This window comes from Streptomyces sp. NPDC059895 (assembly GCF_042731035.1).
Lineage (GTDB): Bacteria > Actinomycetota > Actinomycetes > Streptomycetales > Streptomycetaceae > Streptomyces.
Window position 1 is genome coordinate 82422 of sequence record NZ_JBHWKO010000016.1, and the last position, 24004, is coordinate 106425.

25 protein-coding genes are annotated in these 24004 nt (G+C 72.0%); 13 read left to right on the forward strand and 12 right to left on the reverse strand.

The genetic code is table 11. The features are described from left to right. Positions 1–27: 27 nt before the first annotated feature. A complete protein-coding gene (locus ACFV9M_RS20165) occupies positions 28–546 on the reverse strand; it encodes a roadblock/LC7 domain-containing protein (RefSeq protein WP_385069605.1) in 519 nt (172 codons plus the stop codon). A gap of 409 nt (positions 547–955) precedes the next feature. On the opposite strand from ACFV9M_RS20165, the gene ACFV9M_RS20170 reads away from it, so the two are divergent. Next, the gene (locus tag ACFV9M_RS20170) at positions 956–2182 is read left to right on the forward strand and encodes an MFS transporter (RefSeq protein WP_385069603.1); all 1227 of its coding nucleotides are present in this window, start codon (positions 956–958) and stop codon (positions 2180–2182) included. A gap of 6 nt (positions 2183–2188) precedes the next feature. On the opposite strand, the gene ACFV9M_RS20175 is transcribed toward ACFV9M_RS20170, so the two are convergent. Then, positions 2189–2317, reverse strand: coding sequence for a hypothetical protein (locus ACFV9M_RS20175; protein ID WP_385069601.1), 129 nt, complete (start codon positions 2315–2317; stop codon positions 2189–2191). 43 nt (positions 2318–2360) lie between these two features. Here ACFV9M_RS20175 and ACFV9M_RS20180 point away from each other — a divergent pair, with 43 nt between their 5' ends. Continuing rightward, positions 2361–2918, forward strand: a complete 558-nt coding sequence (locus ACFV9M_RS20180; protein ID WP_385069599.1) for a TetR/AcrR family transcriptional regulator — start codon at positions 2361–2363, stop codon at positions 2916–2918. A 119-nt stretch (positions 2919–3037) separates the two neighbouring features. Here ACFV9M_RS20180 and ACFV9M_RS20185 read toward each other — a convergent pair whose 3' ends face one another. Continuing rightward, positions 3038–3352: a response regulator transcription factor gene (locus tag ACFV9M_RS20185; RefSeq protein ID WP_385079674.1), complete on the reverse strand. Its 315-nt coding sequence runs from the start codon at positions 3350–3352 to the stop codon at positions 3038–3040. A gap of 323 nt (positions 3353–3675) precedes the next feature. Here ACFV9M_RS20185 and ACFV9M_RS20190 point away from each other — a divergent pair, with 323 nt between their 5' ends. The 4 genes from ACFV9M_RS20190 to ACFV9M_RS20205 are packed head-to-tail and all read left to right on the forward strand — an operon-like array spanning position 3676 to position 7665. Next, positions 3676–4320, forward strand: coding sequence for a YitT family protein (locus ACFV9M_RS20190; RefSeq protein ID WP_385079662.1), 645 nt, complete (start codon positions 3676–3678; stop codon positions 4318–4320). Further along, complete coding sequence (locus ACFV9M_RS20195; protein WP_385079665.1) at positions 4317–5054, forward strand: O-methyltransferase; 738 nt, start codon at positions 4317–4319, stop codon at positions 5052–5054. Before ACFV9M_RS20190 ends, ACFV9M_RS20195 begins: the two co-directional genes overlap by 4 nt. Next, positions 5051–6610: an MFS transporter gene (locus tag ACFV9M_RS20200; RefSeq protein ID WP_385079667.1), complete on the forward strand. Its 1560-nt coding sequence runs from the start codon at positions 5051–5053 to the stop codon at positions 6608–6610. Before ACFV9M_RS20195 ends, ACFV9M_RS20200 begins: the two co-directional genes overlap by 4 nt. After that, positions 6607–7665 (forward strand): LysR family transcriptional regulator, encoded by a 1059-nt coding sequence (locus ACFV9M_RS20205; protein ID WP_385079670.1) that lies wholly within the window; start codon positions 6607–6609, stop codon positions 7663–7665. Before ACFV9M_RS20200 ends, ACFV9M_RS20205 begins: the two co-directional genes overlap by 4 nt. Here ACFV9M_RS20205 and ACFV9M_RS20210 read toward each other — a convergent pair. The 3 genes from ACFV9M_RS20210 to ACFV9M_RS20220 all read right to left on the reverse strand — a co-directional run bounded on the left by ACFV9M_RS20210 (position 7600) and on the right by ACFV9M_RS20220 (position 10514). Then, positions 7600–8166 (reverse strand): TetR/AcrR family transcriptional regulator, encoded by a 567-nt coding sequence (locus tag ACFV9M_RS20210; RefSeq protein ID WP_385102499.1) that lies wholly within the window; start codon positions 8164–8166, stop codon positions 7600–7602. The two genes, ACFV9M_RS20205 and ACFV9M_RS20210, sit on opposite strands and share 66 nt — an antisense overlap. 208 nt (positions 8167–8374) lie before the next feature. Next, a complete protein-coding gene (locus ACFV9M_RS20215) occupies positions 8375–9751 on the reverse strand; it encodes a chorismate mutase (RefSeq protein ID WP_385068293.1) in 1377 nt (458 codons plus the stop codon). A gap of 1 nt (position 9752) precedes the next feature. Beyond that, complete coding sequence (locus tag ACFV9M_RS20220; RefSeq protein ID WP_385068291.1) at positions 9753–10514, reverse strand: AfsA-related hotdog domain-containing protein; 762 nt, start codon at positions 10512–10514, stop codon at positions 9753–9755. A gap of 245 nt (positions 10515–10759) precedes the next feature. Between ACFV9M_RS20220 and pdhA the strand changes: the two genes are divergently transcribed. Genes pdhA through ACFV9M_RS20235 form a run of 3 tightly spaced genes read left to right on the forward strand, consistent with a single transcriptional unit; the run spans position 10760 to position 14303 of the window. Beyond that, a complete protein-coding gene (gene pdhA, locus ACFV9M_RS20225; RefSeq protein WP_385068289.1) occupies positions 10760–11893 on the forward strand; it encodes a pyruvate dehydrogenase (acetyl-transferring) E1 component subunit alpha in 1134 nt (377 codons plus the stop codon). 8 nt (positions 11894–11901) lie between these two features. Continuing rightward, complete coding sequence (locus ACFV9M_RS20230; protein ID WP_385068296.1) at positions 11902–12933, forward strand: alpha-ketoacid dehydrogenase subunit beta; 1032 nt, start codon at positions 11902–11904, stop codon at positions 12931–12933. Next, positions 12900–14303, forward strand: a complete 1404-nt coding sequence (locus ACFV9M_RS20235; RefSeq protein ID WP_385068287.1) for a dihydrolipoamide acetyltransferase family protein — start codon at positions 12900–12902, stop codon at positions 14301–14303. The genes ACFV9M_RS20230 and ACFV9M_RS20235 overlap by 34 nt, the downstream gene beginning before the upstream one ends. 48 nt (positions 14304–14351) lie before the next feature. Here ACFV9M_RS20235 and ACFV9M_RS20240 read toward each other — a convergent pair whose 3' ends face one another. The 6 genes from ACFV9M_RS20240 to ACFV9M_RS20265 form a co-directional block, all read right to left on the reverse strand. After that, positions 14352–14876 (reverse strand): shikimate kinase, encoded by a 525-nt coding sequence (locus ACFV9M_RS20240; protein WP_385068286.1) that lies wholly within the window; start codon positions 14874–14876, stop codon positions 14352–14354. Beyond that, positions 14873–16057, reverse strand: a complete 1185-nt coding sequence (aroC, locus tag ACFV9M_RS20245) for a chorismate synthase (protein ID WP_385068284.1) — start codon at positions 16055–16057, stop codon at positions 14873–14875. The genes ACFV9M_RS20240 and aroC overlap by 4 nt, the downstream gene beginning before the upstream one ends. 84 nt (positions 16058–16141) lie before the next feature. After that, positions 16142–16753, reverse strand: coding sequence for a transferase hexapeptide repeat family protein (locus ACFV9M_RS20250; protein ID WP_385068283.1), 612 nt, complete (start codon positions 16751–16753; stop codon positions 16142–16144). A 55-nt stretch (positions 16754–16808) separates the two neighbouring features. After that, positions 16809–18011, reverse strand: a complete 1203-nt coding sequence (locus ACFV9M_RS20255; protein WP_385068282.1) for an FAD-dependent monooxygenase — start codon at positions 18009–18011, stop codon at positions 16809–16811. A 152-nt stretch (positions 18012–18163) separates the two neighbouring features. Further along, positions 18164–18667, reverse strand: coding sequence for a flavin reductase family protein (locus ACFV9M_RS20260; RefSeq protein WP_385068280.1), 504 nt, complete (start codon positions 18665–18667; stop codon positions 18164–18166). Positions 18668–18717: 50 nt separating this feature from the next. Next, on the reverse strand, positions 18718–20325 hold the full coding sequence (locus ACFV9M_RS20265; RefSeq protein WP_385068278.1) for a 4-hydroxyphenylacetate 3-hydroxylase family protein: 1608 nt from the start codon (positions 20323–20325) through the stop codon (positions 18718–18720). Positions 20326–20607: 282 nt separating this feature from the next. On the opposite strand from ACFV9M_RS20265, the gene ACFV9M_RS20270 reads away from it, so the two are divergent. The 4 genes from ACFV9M_RS20270 to ACFV9M_RS20285 all read left to right on the forward strand — a co-directional run bounded on the left by ACFV9M_RS20270 (position 20608) and on the right by ACFV9M_RS20285 (position 23879). Then, positions 20608–22065 carry a class II 3-deoxy-7-phosphoheptulonate synthase gene (locus ACFV9M_RS20270; protein WP_385068276.1) on the forward strand — a complete coding sequence of 486 codons (1458 nt, stop codon included), beginning with the start codon at positions 20608–20610 and terminating at the stop codon, positions 22063–22065. A gap of 62 nt (positions 22066–22127) precedes the next feature. Beyond that, positions 22128–22613 carry a MaoC family dehydratase gene (locus ACFV9M_RS20275; protein WP_385068274.1) on the forward strand — a complete coding sequence of 162 codons (486 nt, stop codon included), beginning with the start codon at positions 22128–22130 and terminating at the stop codon, positions 22611–22613. Between the two features lie 239 nt (positions 22614–22852). Continuing rightward, positions 22853–23131 (forward strand): hypothetical protein, encoded by a 279-nt coding sequence (locus tag ACFV9M_RS20280; protein ID WP_385068272.1) that lies wholly within the window; start codon positions 22853–22855, stop codon positions 23129–23131. Positions 23132–23144: 13 nt separating this feature from the next. Continuing rightward, on the forward strand, positions 23145–23879 hold the full coding sequence (locus ACFV9M_RS20285; RefSeq protein ID WP_385068271.1) for a siderophore-interacting protein: 735 nt from the start codon (positions 23145–23147) through the stop codon (positions 23877–23879). Positions 23880–24004 lie beyond the last annotated feature (125 nt).

Here is a 24004-nt window from a genome sequence, read left to right on the forward strand (position 1 = left end):
ACGGGCCCGGGAGCGCCGGATCCAAGGTCAGACGTCGTGTTCCGGGCCCCCGAGCGGGCGGAACTGGCGGGGGATGCGCACCGGCAGGGCTCCCAGGGCACGCCCCTGGGGCACGGGCGGGGCCGGGGAGGACGGGCGGGGCAGGAGGGGCCGGGAGGCGTCGTCCGGGGCGGCCCGGTGCGCCGCCATCAGCTCGGCGATGCGGGCGCCGCTGCGCCGCCCCTCCAGGTGCAGCCGGCCGACGTTGGCCCGGTCGTCGGCGAGGAGGGTGAGGACGGCGGCGGGGCCGGCCGCGTAGGTGGCGACGTATCCGCCCGCGCCGCGTACGAGCAGTTCGCGGAACTCCCCGCGGTCCGTGAGGTCCACCATGCGGTAGCCGACGCCGAGGGCGGCCGCGGTGAGCGCCGCGAGGCCCTCCGGCTGGACGCCGGGCATGTCCTGGGCGAGGACCAGGCCGTCGACGCTGGCCGCGAGCGCCCCGGTGAGCCGGGGCATGCGCGCACGCAGCCGGTGCAGTTCGTTGAGGACCTCGGCCTCGACAGCCATGACCGGTCTCCTTTCGCCATCACGCGGCGGGGAAGGGGACTTCGGCGCGTGCCGGACCACTCATCCCCGCGCGGCCGCACCGGAAGCGTGATCCCGAGACTACGGAAAGTGCAGGGCCGGGGTAAGGGCTTTGGCATTTTCCTCTGGAACATTGCCCGCACCGCAGGGACCCTCCTGACGACAGGCTCACCACCTGCATTTTTGCAGGTCAAGGGCCGTTCCATCACCAGACGGCCAGCCGCGCCACGAGGGGCGGACCCGCCGCCGCCCGCCACCGCTCGGTCGACCCGCCCATTGAATAGACGCGACGACTAGTCTAGTCTCGGGAGTAGACGCAACGGTAAGTCTTGTCATGGACTTCCTCACCGCTGCTTCCCGCACACTCCATCACTCACGAGAGGCCACTTCAGTGGGTAACTCGACCGTCGGCGCCGTCGACCGGACCGGCGTGCCAGAAAGGGCACCTGGCACCGGCCTCGCCGTGTTCAGCGTGGCGTTCGCCTTCTGGACCACCATGGCGGGCACCACGGCGCCCACCCCGCTCTACCCGCTGTACGGCGACGAGTTCGGCTTCACGCCCTTCACCGTGACCGTGGTCTTCGCCGTCTACGCGCTGGGCGTCGTCCTGGGGCTGCTGGTCTTCGGCCGGCTCTCGGACCAGGTGGGGCGCCGGCCCGTGCTGGTCGCGGCCACCCTGCTCTCCGTGGGCGCCGCGGTGATCTTCCTGCTGGCCGAGAATGTCGCGGCCATGCTGGTCGCCCGGGTCGTCTCCGGTTTCTCCGCGGCCCTCGTGACCGGCGCCGCCACGGCCTCCCTCGCCGAGCGGCTCGGGCAGCACAGCCGCGTCAAGCCCGCCACCATCGCGCTGTTCGCGAACATGGGCGGCCTCGCGTGCGGCACGCTGCTGGCGGGCATCCTGGCGGACGTCGGGCCGTCCCCGCTGCGGACCCCCTGGATCGTCATGCTCGTCCTGTCCGCCGTGGCCGCCCTCGGCGTCCTCGTGAACGGCGAGAGTTCCGCCCACCGGTCCGGCTTCTCCCTCCAGCCCCAGCCACTGCACATCCCGGGCGAGATCCGGTCGGACTTCCTGCGCTCCGCGATGGCGGCCGGCGCGGGCTTCGCCGTCCTCGGCGTCCTGACGGCGGTGACCGGCCTGTTCCTGGGCACGGTGCTGCACGAGTCCAGCCATTCGCTGACCGGTCTCGTGGTCTTCATCGCCTTCGCCTGCACCGCCTTCGGCCAGCTGCTCGTCCGTGCTCTCAAGCCCGGCACCGCCCTGCCCGCGGCCTGCGTCGGCCTGATCGTCGCGGCCGGTCTGATCGCCACCGCGATGGCCACCAGCACCCTGGCTCCCCTGCTCGTCGGGGCCACGGTCAACGGACTGGCGACGGGTGTCGCCGTCGGTCACGGCATCGGCGGCATCACCACGCGCAGCGCCCCCCAGCACCGCGGCGCGTCGGTCTCCACCTTCTTCGCCATCCTCTACTCGATGCTGGCGGTGCCCGCGATCGGCGTGGGGGTCCTGATCCGCGAGACCAGCCTCCGCCCCGCCGGCGAGACGTTCAGCGCGGTGGTCGCCGCGCTCTCCCTCGGTGTCCTGCTCAGCCTGGTACGGACCGGCAGGAAAACCGCTTGAGCGGGGTCAGCCGCCGACCGGTCCACGGCGGACCGGCTGTGCCAGAATCACAGCGACGGACACGATACGAAGGGTTGACGGAACCATCAGCGCCACGCGGAAACCACAGGCGGCCTGCGAGAAGACCACGGTCATCAGCCGCACCGGACCACGCCGCAGTGAGAGCGTCCGGCTCGCGGTGCTGCACGCGGCGGACGACCTCCTGGTCGAGCGGGGATTCGCCGCCCTGACCATCGAGGGCATCGCGCAGCGCGCGGGCGTGGCCAAGCAGACGATCTACCGCTGGTGGAAGTCGAAGGTCGACATCCTCCTCGACACCCTCACCGACGACGCCCGCGAGGCCCTGGAATGGCACGCGGACGAAAGCGGCGCCGCCGAGGAGGCCCTCACCTCCCATCTCCAGCGGGTGGCCGACTTCTTCTCGGAACCGGCCGGCCAGGTGTTGCACGCCCTCCTCGGTCACGCACAGCTGGACGGCGACACGGCCGCGTCGCTGCGGGACGGGTTCCTCCGGGAGCAGCGGGAACGCGACGGGGCCGGTCTGCGCGATCTCCTCGCGCGCGACGGGATCCTCGTCGTCGACGACCGGGACCTCGACCACCTCGTGGATCTGCTGCTCGGGCCGCTGTACTACCGGGTGCTCGTGTTCGGTGCGCCCATCGACAAGGAACTGGTGGAGAGCACGTCCCGGCTCGTGCTCACCCTCGCTCGCGAGATGTCGGCCGAAGCGTCCTGACGACGAGCCGGAGAACCTGACAACGAGCCGGAGAACCTGACGACGTGTCGACAAGCATGTGGCCCACCACGGTATGAGGGGCCCCCGGCGCTTTTCGCCGGGGGCCCCTCATACCGTGGTCAGTGCAGGTTGATGCAGCCGCTCCTTATTCCCTCGATGACGGCTTCGGTGCGTGACGCCGCACCCAGTTTGATGAAGATCGAGTGCAGATGGACTTTGACCGTGCGCTCGGAGATGCCGAGCAGCCTGGCCACCATCCTGTTGCTGTTCCCTTCCTTGATTCCGTTCAGGACCTGGCGCTCACGAGGCGTGAGGGCCGAAGCCGCCCTCGCCGTCACGTGGACGGGCGCCGCTTGCTCGGAATCCAGAGTGGAACCTATTCCCTCTGATGCCGGACGGGATGCGCGAGACATGTGCTTCCCCCTGTTATGCATGGTCGTCACTCATCGAGGATGTGTACGCGAGCTCCGTCGCCCACGCCGCCGCATCGTCAACGATTACCCGTTGCGAAAACAGTATATGGGCGAGACCGAATGCAAAGATTAAACGTGGGTTACTTCACACGTAAAAGTTGCCCATTGAACTTTACCTGATCATGGCAGCCACCCGGAGGTAAAGATTCCATTTGAAGTAACTGCACATTGCATTTATTGCACTGGAATAGGCGTCGTCGGGCTCCTAGAGTGAGTACCGGGAACGGGAGCGCCCGCACCCGTCCCACCACACCATTCGTCGACCCCCTCGGGGAGGTGCGCCGATGCTCGTCGAACGAGAACGGCGAAACAATCATTTACTTTATCTGGCCGGCTGCCTCGTCTTCTCCTGCGGCGCCTATCTCTTCATCCATTCCGACCTGGGCACCGACCCGCTCGACGTGTTCTCCCTCGGTCTGATGGAACACCTGCCCGTCACCGTGGGCGTCTCACAGACCCTGGTGGCGGTGATCTGCCTGGTCGTCGTCGCGGCCTGGACCCGGGAGAGGCCCCTGCTGGCCCCCTTGTTCACCTTTTTCCTCTGCGGCAGCGTCATCGATCTGCTCCGCTGGGCCGATCCGGCACACGCCGTGCCGATTCCCTCCGCCGGAGTGCTGGCGACGGCGGTACTGCTGTGCGCGTACGGGTCGGCACTCATCATCATGAGCGGCTTCGGCATTCGGGCCATCGACGTTCTTGCCCTCACCATGACCAGCAGATGGCGTTGGCCTTTCTGGACGGCAAAGGGACTCGTCGAAGCGTCCCTGATGTTTTCCGGATACCTCATGGGTGGGCCGTTGGGAATCGGCACAATTTGTTTCCTGGCGGGCGTCGACCTACTCATCCAACCCCTTATCTCAGCGAATTCTCGGCTTCTCAGAATTCCCAATCTCGGCCTTCCCGAGCGACCGCTCCAAACTTCCTCGTGAGCCCGAGAGATCACTTCGCACGCAATCCGGAAGAAAAGACCACAATGCCTTCTTCCCTGTTCCTCCCCGAAACACGATCGGTGCTGGACGCCATCGCCGCCGAACAACAGCGAGTGGATGCCTTCGAACAGCCCAAGCTGCTGGAGACCATTCGGCGGCGCAGTACCCCGTGGACACCCGAGGAGTTGGTGGACGCATGCGCCGGCGGTTACTACGCGGCACCGGCGGCCATCGGCCGGATGCTGTACACCTCTGTCCGTGCCATGCGTCCGCGGACCGTCTTCGAATTCGGCACGTCCTATGGATTCACCGCCATCCATATCGCGGCGGCACTCCGCGACAACGGCTCGGGGAAGCTGTACACCGTGGATCTGCACGAAGGAAAGTGTGCGGCGGCCCGGGATCATCTGAAATCCGCCGGCGTGGCCGAGTACGCCGAGGTCGTCACGGGTGAAGCGGTGGAGGTGATCTCCTCGTTCTCCGAGCCGATCGACTTTCTCTATCTGGACGGGTGGGCCGATTTCTATCTCGACGTCGTCCGGGCCGCCGAGCCCCGGCTGCGCTCCGGCGCGCTGGTGCACGCGGACGACACCGAGAAGTTCGCCGCCGCCGCCCGCCCGTACCTGGACCACGTCCGTGACCCGGCCAACGGATACGTCTCGGTCGGCATCGCCGACGGGCAGGGGCTCGAACTCTCCACGTTCACCGGCCTGTCGGGCCGGACCGTCTCATGAGCGCCGGCCCGTCCGCCGGCCCGGCGCGGCGGTCAGCCGCCGCGCCGGGCGGCGCCCGTCCCGGTCCGCGGGTGGCCACCGCCGCGCTCGGCATGTGCGTCATGCTGGTGTTCGGTCTCGGCGCCGGAGTCAATCTCGCGGTCGGACGTCTGGCCACCAGCGCGCTGCACCCGACCCCGACCGAGGTCCTGTGGATCGTCGACAGCTATCTCATCGTCTTCGGCTGTCTGCTGATCCCGAGCGGCGCCCTGGGGGACCGCTACGGCCGTAAGGGCGCCCTGCTCACCGGTCTGGCCCTGATGGTGGTGGGATCCCTCGCCTCCGCCGTCTCCCCGACCGTCGCCCTGCTGCTCGTGGCACGGGCGGTGACCGGCGCGGGCGCCGCCCTGATCCTGCCCAACAGCCTTCCGCTTCTCGTCCATTGCCATCCGCCGGAGAAGCGCGGTCACGCCGTCGCACTGTGGACCGCGTTGAGCGGAGGCGGCGGTGTGGCGGGCAACATCGTGGGCGGTGCCGTACTCGAATTCTTCGACTGGCAGGCTCTGTTCGCGGTCGCCGCTCCCCTCGCGGCGTGCGGACTCGCCGTGGCGGCGCGATCGGTGCCGCGCGTCGAACGCCATCACCATTCCGTGGACGCGGGTGGGGTCGTCCTTCTCGTCGTCGCCGTGTTCGGTGTGCTGTTCGGCATCATCGAGGGTTCCGAACTCGGCTGGTCCTCCCCCGCCGTGCTGCTCGCGTTCGGCGCGGGCGCGGTGTTCCTCGGGCTTTTCTGCCGGTACGAACTCCGGCGTGCGCACCCTCTGCTCGACCCCCGTGTCTTCCGCCGTCCCGGAATGCGCGCCGGGACCCTCGGCATCATCGTGTCCTTCATCGCGATGTACTCGGTCTTCTATCTCAACGGCCAGTACCTGATGAACGTGAAGGGTTATCCGGCCGTACTGGCGGGCCTGGGCACGGCGCCCCTGGCCGTCGTGATCTTCCTGGTCTCCCCGCGCGCCGCCCGGCTGGCCGACCGGTACGGCTCCCGTCCCGTCATCGCCTGCGGGCTGCTCGTGGTGGTGGCCGGGCTGGGGCTGTTCTCCCTGTGCGGCCCCGGCACCGCGTACGTCCTGTACGCGGGGTGCATCGTGGTGGTCGGCATCGGGTCGGGACTGTCCAATCCGCCGTTGTCCCAGGCCATCGTCGCCTCCGTGCCCGCGCATCAGGCGGGCGTCGGCTCCGGCGTCAACAGCTTCAGCCGGGAGATCGGCGGAGCGCTCGGTTTCGCCGTGTTCGGCACGCTGCTCAACATCCGGTTCACCGAAGCCCTCCCGGCCGGGCTGCGGCACCTGGAGGGTTCCGCCGGAGGACAGGCGCTGGGCACCGCCCTGCGCGGCGCGGAGGACTCCGGCTCCGCCGCGGCGAGCCTCGCGGCGCAGGTGCGCGAGGCGTTCACCACGGGAATGGCCGAGTCGTTGCGGGTGGTGGGGCTGGTGCTGCTCCTGGCGGCGTTCCTGGTCGTAACGTGGCTGCGACCACGGGACGAAGAGCAGGACACCTCGGGGGAGAAGCATTGAGCGGAACCGGCGTCGACGGCCCCGGCCACCAGGACGACTGGGCCGACGAGCTGTCCGGCCACCACGCGGCGAACGCGGACATGCGTCTGCTGCCGGCCCTGGACGCGCTGTTGCAGGAGGAGAGCGTCACCGGCGCGGCCGAACGCCTGGCGCTGTCGCCGCCGGCCATGAGCCGTGCGCTGGCCAAGATCCGCCGCGCCCTCGGCGATCCCATCCTGGTCCGGGCCGGGCGCGGTCTGGTCCCCACCCCCAGGGCGCTGGAACTCCGGCCCAAGGTGCGCGCCCTCATGTGGGAGGCCGAGTCCATCCTGACCCCGAGCCGCCAGGAGGACCTCACGCAGGTCAGTCGAACGCTGACCATCCTCGCGGACGAGGCGTACGCGGCGGTGCTGGCGCCGGCACTGCTGAACCGGGCGAGCACGCAGGTGCCGCTCGCCCGCTTCGCCTTCACGGTGGGCAACACCCACGGCAGCGCGCCGCTGCGGGAGGGCACCGTGGACATCGAGGTCGGCATCATCGACGAACCCAGCCCCGAACTGCGTATCGAGCCGCTGTTCGAGGACCGGTTCGTGGGAGTGGCGCGAACCGGACATCCTCTGCTCTCCACGGCCGTGACCGCGGAGGCGTTCGCCTCGGTGCGGCACGTCAGCGTCTCCCGCAAGGGCCGGATGAGCGGACCGATCGACACCGCGCTGCACGCCCTCGGCCTGCGCCGGGAGGTGATCGCCTCGGTGCCGAACCACGGCGAGGCGCTGCTGATGATCCCGTCGGGTGACCTCGTGACCGCGATGCCGCGCTCGCTCGCCGCCAGCGCGCGGGAGTCGGTGAACATCGAGCTGTTCGACCTTCCGGTCGCCACGGATCCCATCAGCATCTGCCAGGCGTGGCACCCGCGGCACGAGACCGAACCCGTGCACCGGTGGCTCCGCGACGCCGTACGCGCCGCGCTCACCCGGGCGGCGGCCCCGGTCCGACCCGCCGCGCAGTGCTCAGGACCGTCCGCCGGTCAGCGACCGGACCGGGCCGTCGAGCAGGACGTCGACAGCCCGCGGTGACATCGGCGGGCCCGCCGCGTCGCGGAGCCCGTCGGGTCCGGTGACGGGTCCGGTGACGGCTCCGACGACCGCGCCGACTACCGCGCCGACGAGCAGCCGGGCGGCGAGCCGGGGCGCGATGTCGTCACGCACGTCGCCCCGGGCGACGGCCCGCTCCAGCAGGTCCTCCAGTCCCCGGACCAGGGACGCGCGGCACGCGTGGTCCAGGGGATCCCGGCTCGGCACGCCGTGCACCCCCCAGAACACGGCGTGGCGTTCCGGGTCGGCCGCGACGGCGCCGGCCAGCCCGCGCAGCAGCCCGGTGAGCCCGTCGAGGGGCCGGCCGGCCCCGGCCGGGTTCGCGGCCAGCAACGCCTGCACCTCCGCGCGTACCGGACCGGTGACCGCGCGCAGCAGCTCGGCCCTGCTCGTCACATGGCGGTACAGCCCGGCCTTGGTGATGCCGAGGCGGACGGCGATGTCGCTCAGGCTCGTCGCGTCGAAGCCCCGCTCGTGGAACAGGGCCGTGGCGGGCGGGGGGGCCGGCCCCCCCCCCCCGGCGGGGGCGGGCGGCCCCCCCCCCCGCCGCGGGGGGGGGGGGGGCCCGGCGGCCCCCCCCCCCCCGCCGCCCCCCCCGCCCCCTGGTCCACCGGGCCCGGCGGGGGCGGCCCGCCGCCCACCGGCCGGCGACGGCGGCGGGACGACGGCGCCGCCGTCGCCGGTGGCGGGTTCACCGCGGCGACCGCCCCCGGCACATCTCCAGCAGCGCCTCGGCGAGACCGGCGCCGCCCTCCCCCAGTTCCTGGGCGTACCGGCCCCGTACGGACAGTTCGCGTCCGGAGTCGAGCGGGGAGCCCCCGTCGCCGGTACGGATGCGCTGGATCTCCCGGGACGCCTCCAGCCGTTGTTTCAGCGTGCCGATGAGGGAGCGGTCCAGGGCGTCGATCCGTTCGCGCAGCCGGGCGATGTCCCCGGACCCGGCGGCTGCCGCGGAGCCGCCGGCCCCGGTGTGCGCCCCGGCCCGTGTCTCGGTCCGTGTCTGGGTGTGCGTCTCGGTGTGTGTCTCGGTGTGTGTCTCGGTGTGCATCGTCTTGCTCCGTTCGTACGGCGGGACTTCGTACGGCGAGCCCCCGGAGGCGGGAAGAGGTGCCGCCGACGGGTACGAGCCCATGGACCTCAGCCCGGGTACGCGCAGGCGCAGCAGGCCGACGGCGCGTGCCGTCGCGGGCTCACCGGTGCCGCCCGGGCAGTCGGCGAGGAGGATCGAGCCGCTCCGGCCGTCGGGCACGGCCTGGAGTGACACGGTCCGCAGGAAGGGGTGGCGGCGCAGGGCGGCCAGCAGTCCGCCGAGGTCCTCCGGCCGGCCCGCGAGCCGTCCGACCAGCGAGGTGCGGTCGGCGGAACCGGGAACCGGAGCGCTCCGCCCGGCGGAACGCGCGCACAGCAGGAACCGGGTGGCCGCACCGGCGGTGTCCTGTATCCCGGTGACCAGGGCCTCCAGACCGTAGGGCGCGGCGGTGAAGTCACCGGCCACCGCGGCGTCGCACTCCCCGTCCCGGACCCGGCGCGCGGCCTCGGCGTTGGACAGGGCCGGTGTCCAGCGCGCCCGCGGCAGACGGCTGTCGAGCCAGCCCTCGACCTGCGCCCCGGCGTGCGGATGGCCGCTCACCGTGCGGATCCGCGCGAGCCGCGTGCCGGGGCGCACCAGCAGGGAGAACTCCACGCGGAGCACGACTTCCCTGAGCACCGTCAGCGCGGGTGACTCGGCGAACGCGCGCACCGTGTCCGCGACCACCCCGGCCACCGTGTTGTGGACGGGGAGCATGGCGGCGTCCACGGTTCCCCGGCACACCAGCGTCAGGGCCTCGGTGGCGTCGGCGGCCGGCACCAGCCAGGAGTTCCCGGCCTCCGGCAGTGAGCGCAGGGCCCGCTCGGTGAAGGTGCCCTCCGGTCCCAGGTAGGCGAACCGCCGCTCCGGGCACGGCAGTCGGCCCGTCACGGGATCGGCCCGGGTGCCCTGCGCCGGCGTCTGCTCCGGGCCCCGCTCCGTGCCCCGCTCCGGGCTCCGCTCCGGGCCCCGCTCCGTGTCCTGTACCGGCGTCTTCATGTCACGCGGTGGCGAGAGCGGCGTCCATCGTGCTCGCCACGGCGCTCTTGGCCCGCCGCAGTTCCTTCTCCTCCAGCAGTCCGGGGGCGAACGCGGCGGCGTCGATGGTGACACCGGCGGCGGCCCGGCCGGCCTGCTCCACCACGACCGTCGTGCGGAGCGTGAGCCTGCTGGGCTCCGACAGGTCCGACTCGTCCACCGTCAGCCGCAGGGTGGCGCCCACGGGGAAGAGGAAGTTGGAGAACGTGGTGTTCATGGAGTTGAGAACGATGTAGTAGCGCTGCTGCGGCCAGCGTGCGGTGAAGAAGCGCTCCACCACGGCGAGGAACATCTGGCGGGCCGCCTCGACGACCACCATGCCCTGGACGTGCACCCGGTCCTGCACGTCGACGAGCAGTTCGTTGTGGTCGTGCAGCCGGAGCCCGGCCTCGTACGTGCTGTCGTCGACCCGCGTGAGGCCGGCGACCAGCACGTTGTCCTCACGGGCCTTGTGCAGCTCCTGACGGCGTGCGGGCTGCCCGGCGGAGTGCACCAGCACGATCCGCTCCTCCAACCGCCGCCGGGCGATGGCGTCCTGGAGGTAGGAGACCTCGAACTCCCCGACGCCCTGGCCGGTGACCACGTGCACCGGCCCCTCGACGGCGTCCAGGTCGCCCGCGTCGAGCGAACGGGCGAGGCCCGAGAACGTCTCGGCCCCGACGGCCTCGGCGAAGTCGCGGAACCGGTCGCCGACGACGAGTCGGGAGGTGGCTGTGCTGCTCATGGGCGTGCCTCCTGGCTGGGGGAAGCCGCGGTCTGCGAAGCCGCGGGAGTGTCTTCAGCGTGGAGTCCGCGAAATGGGCCCGGTAGTCGCCTGTAGGGAGTAGGTACGAGGTACTAGCCGTATCGGCCGACTGCCGTCACCGGCTCCCGCCGCGAATGCTGGTGCGGGGACGCCGGCTCCCGGTCACGGGCGTGCGCTCGGGAGTCACCGGCCCCTCTCCACCCGGCCGAAGGAGCCTCGACCACATGACAGTTCTCGATCCGCCAGGTGTCGGCGAGGCCGGCGTGACGGCCATGCTGCCCGCCCCGGAACCGCTGACCCTCATCGACGACGTGTCCGGCACACGGGCCCTCGACGACTCGGTCCTGCTGGAGCTGTACCGGCAGCTGGTGCGCGGGCGTCGCTACAACACCCAGGCGACCGCGCTGACCAAGCAGGGCAGGCTGGCGGTCTATCCGTCGACCACGGGGCAGGAGGCCTGCGAGGCGGGTGCCGTACTGGCCCTCGACCGGCAGGACTGGATCTTCCCCACCTACCGGGACACCCTGGCCCTGCTGGTACGGGGCGTCGACCCGGTGGAGGTCCTGACGCTGCTGCGCGGTGACTGGCACAGCGGGTACGACCCCCGCGCCCGGCGCGTCGCACCGCTGTGCACCCCGCTGGCCACCCAGACACCGCACGCCGTGGGCCTCGCGCACGCGGCCGCCCTGAGCGGGGACGACCTGGTCGTCCTCGCGATGACCGGTGACGGAGGCACCAGCGAGGGCGACTTCCACGAGGCGCTCAACTTCGCGGCCGTCAACCGCTCCCCCGTGGTCTTCCTGGTGCAGAACAACGGCTACGCGATCTCCGTCCCGATCGCCCGGCAGTCCGCCGCTCCCAGCCTCGCCCACAAGGCGATCGGCTACGGCATGCCGGGCGTGCTGGTCGACGGGAACGACGCCGCGGCCGTCTATCTGACCGTACGAGCCGCCGCCGCCCGCGCTCGCGAAGGCCACGGCCCGACCCTTGTCGAAGCGGTGACGTACCGCCTCGACGCGCACACCAACGCCGACGACGCCACCCGGTACCGCGACGCGGCGGAGGTGGAGCACTGGCGCCGCCGGGACCCGGTGGAGCGCATGGAACGGCACCTGCGGGAACGCGGACTGCTGGACGACGCCGGGGTCGACCGCGTCCGGCAGGAGGCGGAGGAGATGGCCGCGGACCTGCGCGCCCGCCTCTCCGAGGACCCGTCCCCCGACCCGCTCGACCTGTTCGAGCACGTCTACGCCACTCGGACACCGCAACTGGAGGAGCAACGCGCGCTGCTGGTACGCGAGTTGACGGCCGACGCCGCGGGCGCGGACGGCGGCCGCACCGAGGGGGCCGGCCAGTGACCGCCACCATGGACACCGTTGCCGCCGCGACCGGACCGGCGGTCGAGCAGGTGACCCTGTCGAAGGCCCTGAACCATGCCCTCGGCGACGCCCTGGCCGACGACGGCCGGGTCCATCTGCTGGGCGAGGACATCGGCACGCTGGGCGGCGTGTTCCGCGTCACCGACGGTCTGGCCGCCGAGTTCGGCGACGCCCGGGTCGCCGACACCCCGCTCGCCGAGGCGGGCATCCTGGGCACCGCCGTCGGCATGGCCATGTACGGGCTGCGTCCCGTCGTGGAGATGCAGTTCGACGCCTTCGCGTATCCCGCGTTCGAGCAACTCGTCAGCCACGTCGCCAAGATGCGCAACCGGACGCGCGGCACGCTGCCCATGCCGATCACCATCCGCATCCCCTACGGCGGCGGGATCGGCGGCGTCGAGCACCACAGCGACGCCTCGGAGGCGTACTACACGCACACTCCCGGCCTCCACGTGGTCGCGCCGGCCACCGTCCCCGACGCCTACGGCCTGCTGCGCGCGGCCATCGCCTCGGACGACCCGGTGGTCTTCCTGGAACCCAAGCGCCTGTACTGGTCCAAGGGCGACCTCGACCGCTCGGCGGCCCTGCCCGCACTGGGCCGGGCCGCGGTACGCCGGAGCGGCTCCTCGGCCACGCTCCTCACCTACGGGCCCTCCCTGCCCGTCTGTCTGGACGCCGCGAACGCCGCCGTCGCCGAGGGGTGGGACCTGGAGGTGGTCGACCTGCGCAGCCTGGTCCCCTTCGACGACGAGACGGTGTGCGCCAGTGTCCGGCGCACCGGCCGGGCCGTCGTCGTCCACGAGGCCCAGGGCTTCGCCGGTTTCGGCGCCGAGATCGCCGCGCGGGTCACGGAGCGCTGCTTCCACCATCTGGAGGCGCCCGTGCTGCGGGTCACCGGCTTCGACATCCCGTACCCGCCGCCCATGCTGGAGCGTCATCACCTGCCGGACGTCGACCGGGTGCTGGACGCCGTAGCGCGGCTCCAATGGCAGGACGGCGTTCCCGGGGAGGACGCGTGACCACGGCGACCACCCGGGAGTTCATGCTCCCCGACCTGGGCGAGGGGCTCACGGAGGCGGAGATCGTACGGTGGCTCGTCGCCGAGGGCGACGCCGTGGCCGTCGACCAGCCGGTGGTGGAGGTGGAGACCGCCAAGGCCGTGGTCGAGGTTCCGTGCCCGTACGCGGGTGTCGTCATCCGGCTGTGGGGGCGTGCGGGCGACAGCCTCGACGTGGGGCAGCCGCTGCTGTCGATCGGCGAGGAGACGGCGCCGGCGGCCCCTGCGACGCGGGCGGACGACTCCGGCAACGTACTGGTCGGCTACGGGACGTCCGCGCCGGCGGCCCGCCGCAGACGGATCCGGGTGCCTGCGCCCGTACCCGCTGCCGTGGCCCCTGACCTGCCCGCTGCCGTGCCCGCCGCCCTCGTCACGTCGGCCGGACGGAACGGCGTGGGGGCGGGGCCGCTCCCGGTGATCTCTCCGCTGGTGCGCAGACTGGCCCGGGAGCGTGGCCTCGACCTGCGTACGGTCCGGGGCAGCGGTCCCGGCGGACTCGTCCTGCGCCGGGACGTCGAGGCGCCACGGGAGCCGGCGCCCCTGCCCACGGGCCCGTCCGGGACCGCGCCCGTACCGTCTCCCGCGCCGGAACCGGAGCGCGTACCGGGACCGCAGCGCGTACCGCAACCGGAGCGCGTACCGGAAGCCGTGCGCATCCCCTTGCGCGGCGTGCGCCGCACGGTCGCGGACAAGCTGGCGCGGAGCCGCCGGGAGATCCCGGACGCCACCACCTGGGTGGACGTGGACGCCACCCGGCTCCTGGACGTCAAGCAGCACCTCGCGGCACCGGACGAGGGCAGGATCTCGCTCCTCGCCCTCCTGGCGCGCTTCTGCGTCGCGGCGCTCGCCCGCCATCCGGAGCTGAACTCCACCGTGGACACCGGCCGTCAGGAGATCGTCCGGCTCCCGTCGGTCCATCTGGGCTTCGCCGCACAGACCGAACGGGGCCTGGTCGTGCCCGTGGTCAGGGACGCGGACCGGATGCGGCTGCCGGAGCTGTCGGCCGAGATCACCCGCCTCACCACCCGGGCCCGCGAGGGGTCGCTGCCCCCCGCGGAACTGTCCGGCGGGACCTTCACCCTCAACAACTACGGCGTCTTCGGCGTCGACGGCTCGGCGCCGATCATCAATCATCCCGAGGCGGCCATGCTGGGTGTGGGCCGGATCCTGCCCCGCCCCTGGGTCGTCGACGGCGAGCTGACGGTACGCCGCGTCTGCCAGCTGTCCCTCACGTTCGACCACCGTGTCTGCGACGGCGGGGCGGCGGGTGGCTTCCTGCGTCACGTCGCCGACCTGGTCGAACAGCCCTTGTCCCTGCTGCGGTTGCTCTAGGAAGGGGGCCTCGCCGACGCGGCCGGCCCCCGTGCGGGGCCGGCCGCGTCACGTGCCGGCGTCCTTCAACTCCGGTAACGCGAGGATGACTTGGACGACTTCGTCCGGCGTGCGGCCGTCGGTGGGCACGACGGCCGTGGCGGCCTCCTCGTACAGGTGGCGGCGGGCCTCCATCAACTCCCGCCACCGCTTGCGCGGGTTGACCGCCAGCAGCGGCCGGGCCGCGTCCAGCCCGGTGCGCCTGACCGCCTCCTCGACGTCCATCGAGAGATGGACGACCCGCTGGGCGACCAGCAGCGCACGGGTGTCCGGGTCGAGGATCGCGCCGCCGCCGAGAGCGAGGACACCGTCGTGCTCGGCCAGCGCCCGGTGCACCGACCGCTGCTCGATCGCCCGGAAGACCTGCTCGCCCTCGTCGGCGAAGATCTCCGCGATGCTCCGGCCCTGCCCGGCGACGATGTCGTCATCGGTGTCGCGGTAGCCCACCCCCAGCCGCTCGGCGAGCAGCCGTCCGACAGTGGACTTGCCCACCCCCATCGGGCCGACCAGGACGACCACGGGTCGTGCGCTCACCGGACCGGAAGGTCGTCGAGGTAGGAACGCACGTTGCGGCGGGTCTCGGCCACACCGTCGCCGCCGAACTTCTCCGCCACCGCGTCCGCCAGCACCAGCGCCACCATCGCCTCGGCGACGATCCCGGCCGCCGGCACCGCGCACACATCGGAACGCTGGTGGTGGGCCCGCGTGGCCTCACCGGTGGCCACGTCCACCGTGCGCAGAGCCCGCGGCACGGTCGCGATCGGCTTCATCGCCGCACGGACCCGCAGCAGCTCACCCGTGGTCAGACCACCCTCGGTACCGCCGGCACGGCCGGTGACCCGCCTGATCCCCTCATCCGTGGAGACGATCTCGTCATGCGCCTTCGAGCCCGGCACCCGCGCCAGACCGAAACCGTCACCCACCTCGACACCCTTGATCGCCTGGATACCCATCAACGCAGCCGCCAGCCGCGCGTCCAGCCGCCGGTCCCAGTGCACGTGCGAGCCCAGCCCCACCGGCACGCCGTACGCCAGCACCTCCACCACACCACCGAGGGTGTCGCCGTCCCTGTGCGCCTGGTCGATCTCCGCGACCATCGCCTTCGACGCGTCCGCGTCCAGGCAGCGCACCGGATCGGCGTCCAGTCCCGCCACATCGGCAGGCGTCGGAAACACGCCGTGGGGCGCCTTCGCCGCCGCCAGCTCCACGACATGCGAGACGATCTCGACACCGGCCGTCTCCTTCAGGTACGACCGGGCCACCGCACCCAGCGCCACCCGGGCCGCGGTCTCCCGCGCGGAGGCACGCTCCAGGATCGGCCGCGCCTCGTCGAAGCCGTACTTCTGCATGCCGGCGAGGTCGGCGTGGCCGGGGCGCGGCCGGGTCAGCGGCGCGTTGCGCGCCGGCCCGGCCAGGAGCTCCGGGTCGACCGGGTCGGCCGCCATGACCTGCTCCCACTTCGGCCACTCGGTGTTGCCCACCATGACCGCCACCGGGGAGCCGAGGGTGAGGCCGTGGCGGACACCGCCGAGGAAGGTGACCTCGTCCCGCTCGAACTTCATCCGGGCACCGCGCCCATAGCCGAGCCGGCGCCTCGCCAGATGGTCCGCCACCATCTCCGTGGTGATCGGTACGCCGGCCGGAAGGCCCTCCAGCGTCGCGACGAGTGCGGGACCGTGGGACTCCCCCGCGGTCAGCCAGCGCAACCTGCTCAACTGTGCTCCTTCGCCAGGTCCCGTGCTTCCGCCGGGACGTGATCATGACCGGCCGGCGCTCCTCGGGGACGCACGCGCAAGGCCTCAGCGGGCCCGGTAGGCGTGCAGGGTGACGTGCTCGGGCTCGCCGGAGTCGGCGGCGGCCGCGGTGGCGGTGCGTTCGGTGGCGGCCTGCGCCGGGTGCAGACCGGTGAGGCAGCGCTGGGCCAGCTTCTGGTACTGGACCGTTCCGTTGCCCTTCCAGGCGATCTCGTCGGCGGTGAGTTCGCGCACCACCTTGGCCGGGCTGCCCGCCACCAGGTGCCGTTCCGGCACGTGGAAGCGGGACTTGACGAAACTGTTGGCGCCGACGAACGCCCGCGTCCCCACCACGACACCGTCCATCAGCACGGACTTCATGCCGATGAGGCTGTCCCGGCCCACCCGGCAGCCGTGCAGCACGCTGCCGTGACCGACGTGCCCGTCCTCCTCGACGACCGTGTCGGCTCCGGGGAAGCAGTGCAGCACGCAGCCGTCCTGGACGTTGGAGCCCGCCCTGAGTTCGATGTGCCCGAAGTCGCCCCGCAGGCTCGCGAGCGGACCGACGTAGCATCCGGGTCCGATGTCGACCGAGCCGATCAGCACGACGTCGGGGTGGACGAACGCCGTGGGGTGCACGACGGGGACGTTCCCTTCGAAGGAGTAGATCCTTGCCATGGTGTTCTCACCGTTCGTCGAGGAGGAGGAAGGGCGCCGGGACGCGGTCGGCCGGTCAGACCGGCGCCGTGGCCGAGCGCAGGGAGGCGAGGGTGTCGTGCCCGTGGATCCAGGCGAGGTCGTCGGGCAGCGTGGCCAGCCGGACGTTGCGGGCCTCCGCCTCCGCTCCGTCGGGCAGTTGGAAGCAGCCGGCGTTCTTGCGGGACCCCGCTTGCAGCAGCCGGGTGCGCGGCCGGCGCAGCTGCTCGTAGGCGCGCAGCGCCGACGCCACCCCGTCGGCGTCGGTACGCGCCAGGAGGTGGGCGAGGACCACCGCGTCCTCCAGGGCCTGGTTGGCGCCCTGTCCGTGGTGCGGCAGCATCGCGTGCGCGGCGTCGCCCAGGAGGGTCGTGCGGCCCGTACTCCAGGTGCGCTGCGGTTCGCGGTCGTACAGCGCCCAGCGGCCCGGCCGTTCGCAGGCACCGAGGACCTCGGTGACGAACGGGTGCCAGCCGTCGAAGGCGGCCAGCAGTTCGGCGCCGTCGCCCTGCGTGGACCAGGACTCGACCGTCCATGTGCGGTCGGGTACGACGGCCAGGAAGTTCAGCGCGCTGCCGTCCGCCACCGGATAGGCGATGAAGTGCCTGCCCGGTCCGAGCCACAGCCACAGAACCGGCTCGGCCAGTTCGGGGAGGTGGCGCAGCCGGTCCATGGGGACCAGGGCGCGGTATCCGCTCGTGCCCGAGAACACGGCCTCGTCGGGTCCGAAGAGGGCGTGGCGCACCGCGGAGTGGATACCGTCCGCGCCGACGACCGCGTCGGCCTCGGCCGCGCTGCCGTCCGCGAAGCGGATCACGGCGCCGTCGGCGTGGTTCTCCACCCCGGTGCAGCGGGCGCCGAGCCGTACGTGCTCCGGACCCAGTTCGGCGAGCAGGGCCTGCTGGACGGCCGCGCGTTCCACGGTCCAGAACGGGGCTCCGAAGCGTTCCTCGTACATGCCGGTCAGCCGGTGCGACACCATGGACCGGCCCGTGCGCCAGTGCCGGAAGTCGGCCCGCACGGGCCGGGCCGCCGATCCGGTCAGCCGCTCGGCGACGCCCAGTTCCCGCAGGGCCCGGTGCCCGTTCGCACCGACCGCGATACCGGCTCCCTGGTGGGTCAGTTCCCGTGCCTGCTCGTGGACGACCGCCTCGATGCCCTGCCGCCGCAGTCCGAGCGCGACGGCCAGGCCGCCGATGCCGCCGCCCACCACGGCCACGTACGGGCGTCTCCCCGCCATGGCGTCTCCTCTCCTCGTCGCCTTGTGTCGGCCTCGTTCACTTCATTCGCCGTGTTCGCCGTGTTCGCCGAGTTCACCGAGTTCACCGAGTTCACCGAGTTCGCCGAGTTCGCCGAGTTCGCCGCGTTCGCTGAGCTGAAGCCGCGGCCTGCTCACGTCGCCGGTGCGACCTCGGTGAAGGTGCCGCGGTGGAAGACCAGGGGCTCGTGGTCGCGGCCGACGGCGCCCAGCACCCGTCCGACGACGAGCACGTGGTCGCCCAGGGTCTGGGTGAGGTGCAGGTCGCATTCGAGCGTTCCCGGCGCGTCCGGCAGCACGAGGCAGCCGGTGTGCGGTCCGACGGCCCACTCCGCGGCCTCCTCCACCGCGGGACGGTCCGCCGCGGGCGCGGTGAGGACACCGACCAGGGAGCGCGCCCGGTGGCCGAGGAACGACACGGCCCACTGGCCGGACGCCCGTACGCGCCCCAGGAAGGTGGAGTCGCCGCGCAGGTACATGGAGACGAGCGGCGGGTCGAGGGAGACCGAGGTGAAGGAGTTCACCGCGATGGCGTCGTGCCGCACCCCGGACAGGGTGTCGAAGCGGGTCGACACCGCGCACACACCGGTCACGTACTGTCCGAGCACCTGCCGCAGCTGCGTCTTGTCCGGCAGCACGGAGACTCCGGGCGGAGCGGCCCGGCCCACCGGAGCCGGCGGCCGGCTGCTCACCGCGCGGCCTCGACCGGGGCCGTCGTGCCGGCGCCGGGCACGCCGGAGCCGAGGACGCCGGCGCCGAGGACGGTGGTGTCCTTGGGGTTGACGAGGTCCGGGACCTTCCAGCCGTTCTCGTCGTACTCCGACAGGCACTGGTCGACGAGCTGCTTGTAGTCGTCGAACTTCCCCGACGCCTGCTGGGCGTGGAGCGCCTCGAAGCGGATCTGCTCGTGGTTGCCCGCGTAGTTCATCTCGTACAGCTCCCAGCGGGCGCCGAACTCGGTGCCGACCGCGTCCCACGCCAGCTTCATCAGCTTCACCCGGTCGATCGCCTCGACGCCCAGGCCGCGGACGTACTTGTCCAGGTAGGGCCGGACCTCGGGGTTCGACCAGTCCAGCGCATGGGAGTTGTTGTAGATCAACGCGCTGCCGAGGTCCCGCAGAAAGATCTCGCGCACCTTCGGGAAGATGGACGAGGACAGGACGCGGAAGGCGAGCGCGGTCTCACCGTTGGGGGTGACGGTGCCGTCGGGCCACTTGGTGGGGTTCTCGGCCATGGAGTCGACCAGGGCCCAGAACATGTTGCGGTAGGCGAGGACCTCGCCGAGCCGGCTCTGCACCCCGCGGAACTCCGAGGTGCCCGTGGTCTCCAGGCACTTGGCGAGCAGGCCGGTCAGGAAGTCCATCTTCACGGCGAAGCGGACGCAGGCGTGGAACATGGCCCGGTAGAAGAAGCCGGACCCGTAGAAGAAGTTGTTCGCCTTGTCCACGTCGTAGCAGAAGACGTTCTCCCAGGGGATCAGCACCTGGTCGAAGACGAGGATGCCGTCGTTCTCGTCCAGGCGGCTGCTCAGCGGCTGGTCGAAGGGGCTGCTGACGGTGGCCGAGGCGAACTCGTACGACGGCCGGGAGATGATCTTCAGGCCGGGGCTGTTGGTCGGCACGATGAAGTACGCGGAGAACTCCTTGGCGCCCTTCGGTATGACCCCGTAGCTGCCGATGAAGATGTGCTGCGTGAGCGCCGCGCCGGTGCCGACCACCTTGGCGCCGGAGACGACGAGGCCGGCGTCCGTCTCCCGGTCCACCGTCAGCATCACGTCCTTCAGCTCGGTCAGCCCCCGGTTGCGGTCGATCGGCGGATTGACGATGCCGTGGCCGATGAACAGCACGTTCTCCTGCGCCTTGCGGTACCACGCAGACGCGTTGTCCTCGAACGGCGCGTAGTGCTCCTTGTTGGAGCCCAGGGTGGACAGGAAGGCGGCCTTGAAGTCCGGGGTGCGGCCCAGCCAGCCGTACGTCATGCGCGCCCACTCCTCCATGGCACGCGCGGCGGCACGCAGGTCGCCCGAGGTGTACGGGGCCTTGAAGTAGGGGTGGGTGAAGCCGCCGTTGCCGGTGTCGGTGGGGACGACCAGCCTGCTGTTGCGCTCGGGGTCGTGGAGCGCGTCGAAGAGCCGGGCCACCATGCGGGAGTTGTTGCGGAAGGCGGGGTGGCTGGTGACGTCCGCCACCTTCTCGCCGTAGATCCGCACTTCCCGGCCGTCCCGGAGGCTCTCGAGATACTCGTCCCCGGTCTGTGGGCGGGACACGGACCCGGACGGGTTGACGGTGCTGCTCATGCGGACTCACCTTCCGAAAGCCGGTGGCGTGGGGAATGCGGTGCCGGACTGCACGTGCCGACGATTCCCGCCGACGGTTGCGCCCGCCGAAATGCTCCAGGAGTGCGTCCCACCCCGACAGTCGGCCGCTGGGGCTAGTACGCGGGTAGTAGATCCGCCCTTCTAGCCACAACGGCCCACTGCCCGGGCCCGGCCGGCGCGTGACAGGCTGCGCCCACCGCAAGCCCGTGCCCTGCCCTCGGAACAGAAGGCGTTGAGGTTTTCAGCGTGCGATCCCTGGAAATGAAAGAGCATTCACCTTCCGAACCGTCTCCCGACGCGTGGCGGGCACTGCCCGCGGCGCAGCAGCCCGACTGGCCCGATCCCGCGGCGCTGCGGGCCACCCTGGCGTCCCTGTCCTGCGCACCCCCGCTGGTCTTCGCGAGGGAGTGCGACACCCTGCGCGACCGGCTCGGCGAGGTGGCCCTCGGCAAGGCGTTCCTGCTCCAGGGCGGCGACTGCGCCGAGACCCTGGACTCGGTGAGCGCGGAGTCCGTCCGCGCCAAGCTGGAGGTCCTGCTCCAGATGGCCGCCGTCCTGACGTACGCGGCCGGCGTCCCGGTGGTCAAGGTCGGCCGCATCGCGGGGCAGTACGCCAAACCCCGGTCGCAGCCCACCGAGACCCGGGACGGAGTGACCCTGCCCTCGTACCGGGGCGACGCCGTCAACGGGCTGGAGTTCACCGCCGGGGCCCGCACCCCCGACCCGGCCCGCCTGGAGCGCGTCTACCACGCGTCCGCCGCGACGCTCAACCTGCTGCGCGCCTTCACCGCGGGCGGGCACGCGGACTTGCACCGGGTACACGCGTGGAACCGTGACTTCGTGGCCCTGTCCGCCGCCGAACGCCGCTACGAGCGGCTGGCGGACGAGATCGAGGCGGCGCTGGCGTTCATCCGGGCCTGCGGCATGAGCACCTCGACCATGCGCACCACGGAGGTGTTCGCCAGCCACGAGGCGCTGCTCCTCGACTACGAGTCAGCCCTGGTACGCACCGACCCCGACACGGGACGCCGGTACGCCCTGTCCGGGCACCTGCTCTGGATCGGCGAGCGCACCCGTCGGCTCGACGGCGCCCACGTCGCGTTCGCGGCGGGGATCGGCAACCCCCTCGGCGTCAAGCTGGGGCCGGACGCCGCCGTCGGCGACGTCCTGGCCCTGCTGGACCGGCTGGATCCGGAGCGCGTCCCGGGCCGGCTCACGTTCATCGCGCGGATGGGGCGGGGTCTGGTGCGCGACCGGCTACCCGCCCTGGTGGAGGCGGTGCGCGCGGAGGGCGGCCAGGTGGCGTGGGTGTGCGATCCGATGCACGGCAACACCTTCACCGCGCCGAGCGGTCACAAGAGCCGGCGCTTCGAGGACGTCCTGGACGAGATCACGGGCTTCTTCGAGGTGCACCGGGCCCTGGGCACGCACCCGGGCGGGGTGCACATGGAGCTGACGGGCGAGGACGTCACCGAGTGCGTGGGAGGAAGCAACGAGATCCTCTCCGACGACCTGCACCTGCGCTACGAGACCGCGTGCGACCCCCGGCTCAACCGCGGGCAGTCGATGGACCTGGCCTTCCGGGTCGCCGAGTGGTTCAGCGCCGAGAAGCGCCGCCTCGGCCGCCCGCGCCCCGAGCCCGTACCCGTCCGGCCCCCGGACGTCCCCGGGTACGCCGACCACGCCGACCACGCGAACTACGCGGCGACCGCCGGCTGAGCACCGGCTGCGGACACCGGCGCGTCGACCGGCACGTCATCCGAGACGAAGGACCCCTCACCGTGCGGCACTTCGAGCACTTCACCGTCGGCACCACCTACGAACTGGGGGCCACGCGGCTCACCACCGAGGACATCATCGACTACGCCCGCGCCTGGGATCCGATGCCCTTCCACCTGGACCCCGGGGCGGCCGCCCGTTCCCCGTTCGGCGGTCTGGTGGCCAGCGGCTGGCACACCGGCGCCGTCATCATGGGGCAGTTCGTGCGCACCCTGCTCGCGGACTCCGCCTGCCAGGGCTCCTACGGCATGGACGAGGTGCGGTTCCTGAGGCCGGTACGCCCCGGCGACGAACTGCGCGGACGGGCCACGGTGGAGGACGCCTCGCCGCATCCCCGGCGTCCGGGTACGGGCACGGTCCGTTTCCTCGTGGAGGCGGACGACCAGCGGTGCGAGACGGTGTACCGGATGCGTACGCGGCTGCTGTTCGGCCGCGCGGAGACCACCGGCGTCCGGCACGAGGCCGCGGTCGCGGTCGCGGGGCCGTAGCAGCGACCGCCCCGGCGGTGTACGAACGGCCCCGGTACGGCCTGACAGCTCCCGTTCCTCCCCGGCCCGTCCCCCGTCCCGGGGAGGAACGGGATCCTTCCGCAGCGGGTCCCGGCGACGTCCGGCGCATTGACTGTACGCGACGTTGCGTCTAGTCTCGGTTCATCGTTCCGCCGAAACCGGTGGCCGTCGCCGGCCTTCCGGGACGGGCGCCGCGACGCACGAGGAGGGGGGGCGCCATGAACGCACAGCACGACGTCCGGGGCGGTCTCCGGGTCGACGACGTCCGCCACGGAGGCATCCGGGACGGCGTCCGAGTCGACGGCCGACAGCCGGCCGACGCGCCGCCCGCGGCGCGCACCGGGAACGGGCCGCCGCGCGGCGAGGCCGCACGGGACGCGGTCCTGCGAGCCGCCGACAACCCGCTGGCCGACACCGGGTTCCCCGCCATGACGATCGGCACGGTCGCCGAGCGGGCGGGCGTCGCCAAGCAGACCGTCTCCGCCCCCTCCGCCTGAAGGGCACCTCCCCATGTTTCGCACCCGTCGCACTCGTTACACCGCCACGGTGGAGGCGGTGTCCCTGATCGCCCCGCGGATGGCGCGTATCACTCTGGGAGGGCCTGGCATGGCGACCTTCCGCTGCGACGAACCGACGCAGTGGGTGAAGCTGTTCGTGCCCGACCCCCTCGACGGCCGTACGGTCGGCCGTGCCTACACCGTGCGCCACCACTCCCCGACCGCTCCACGGATCGACGTCGACGTGGTGCTGCACGGGAACGGCCCGGCCGCGCGCTGGGCCGAAGCCGCGCGCCCGGGCCAGGAGGTTTCCTTCGGCGGCCCCAAAGGGTCCTTCCGCCCGGATCCCGACGCCGACTACTACCTCCTGGCCGGGGACGAGAGCGCCCAGCCCGCGGTGCTCACCATCGCCGAGAGCCTGCCGCCCGGCCTGCGCGGCGCCGTCTATCTGGAGGTCGCGGGCCCCGAGGCCGAGGTCGAGGTGAGCGCCCGGGCCGGCCTGGACGTCGTGTGGGTGCACCGGACCGCCGGGCGGGCGAAGGGGGAGGCGCTGCGAGACGCCGTCCTGGAAGCCACCGTTCCGCACAAGCGCGTCGCCGCGTGGGCGGCCGGGGAGGCGGGCGCCATCAGGGAGATCCTCCGCCACTTCACGGAAGGCATCGGCCTCGACCGCCGCCGCGCCTACGCGAAGGGCTACTGGAAGGCGAACCAGGCCGACCACCGCGATCCGCCGGCCTGGGACCAGTGAACTGAGTCGGAGATTCGTCGTTGGTTCGGTATGAGTCGTCCAGGTCCGAAGGTCCCGCCGCGGGCCGTCCAGGCCGCGTTCGAGGAATCGCCGCCGCCAGGTGCGGACCGTGTCGGGGGTGATCC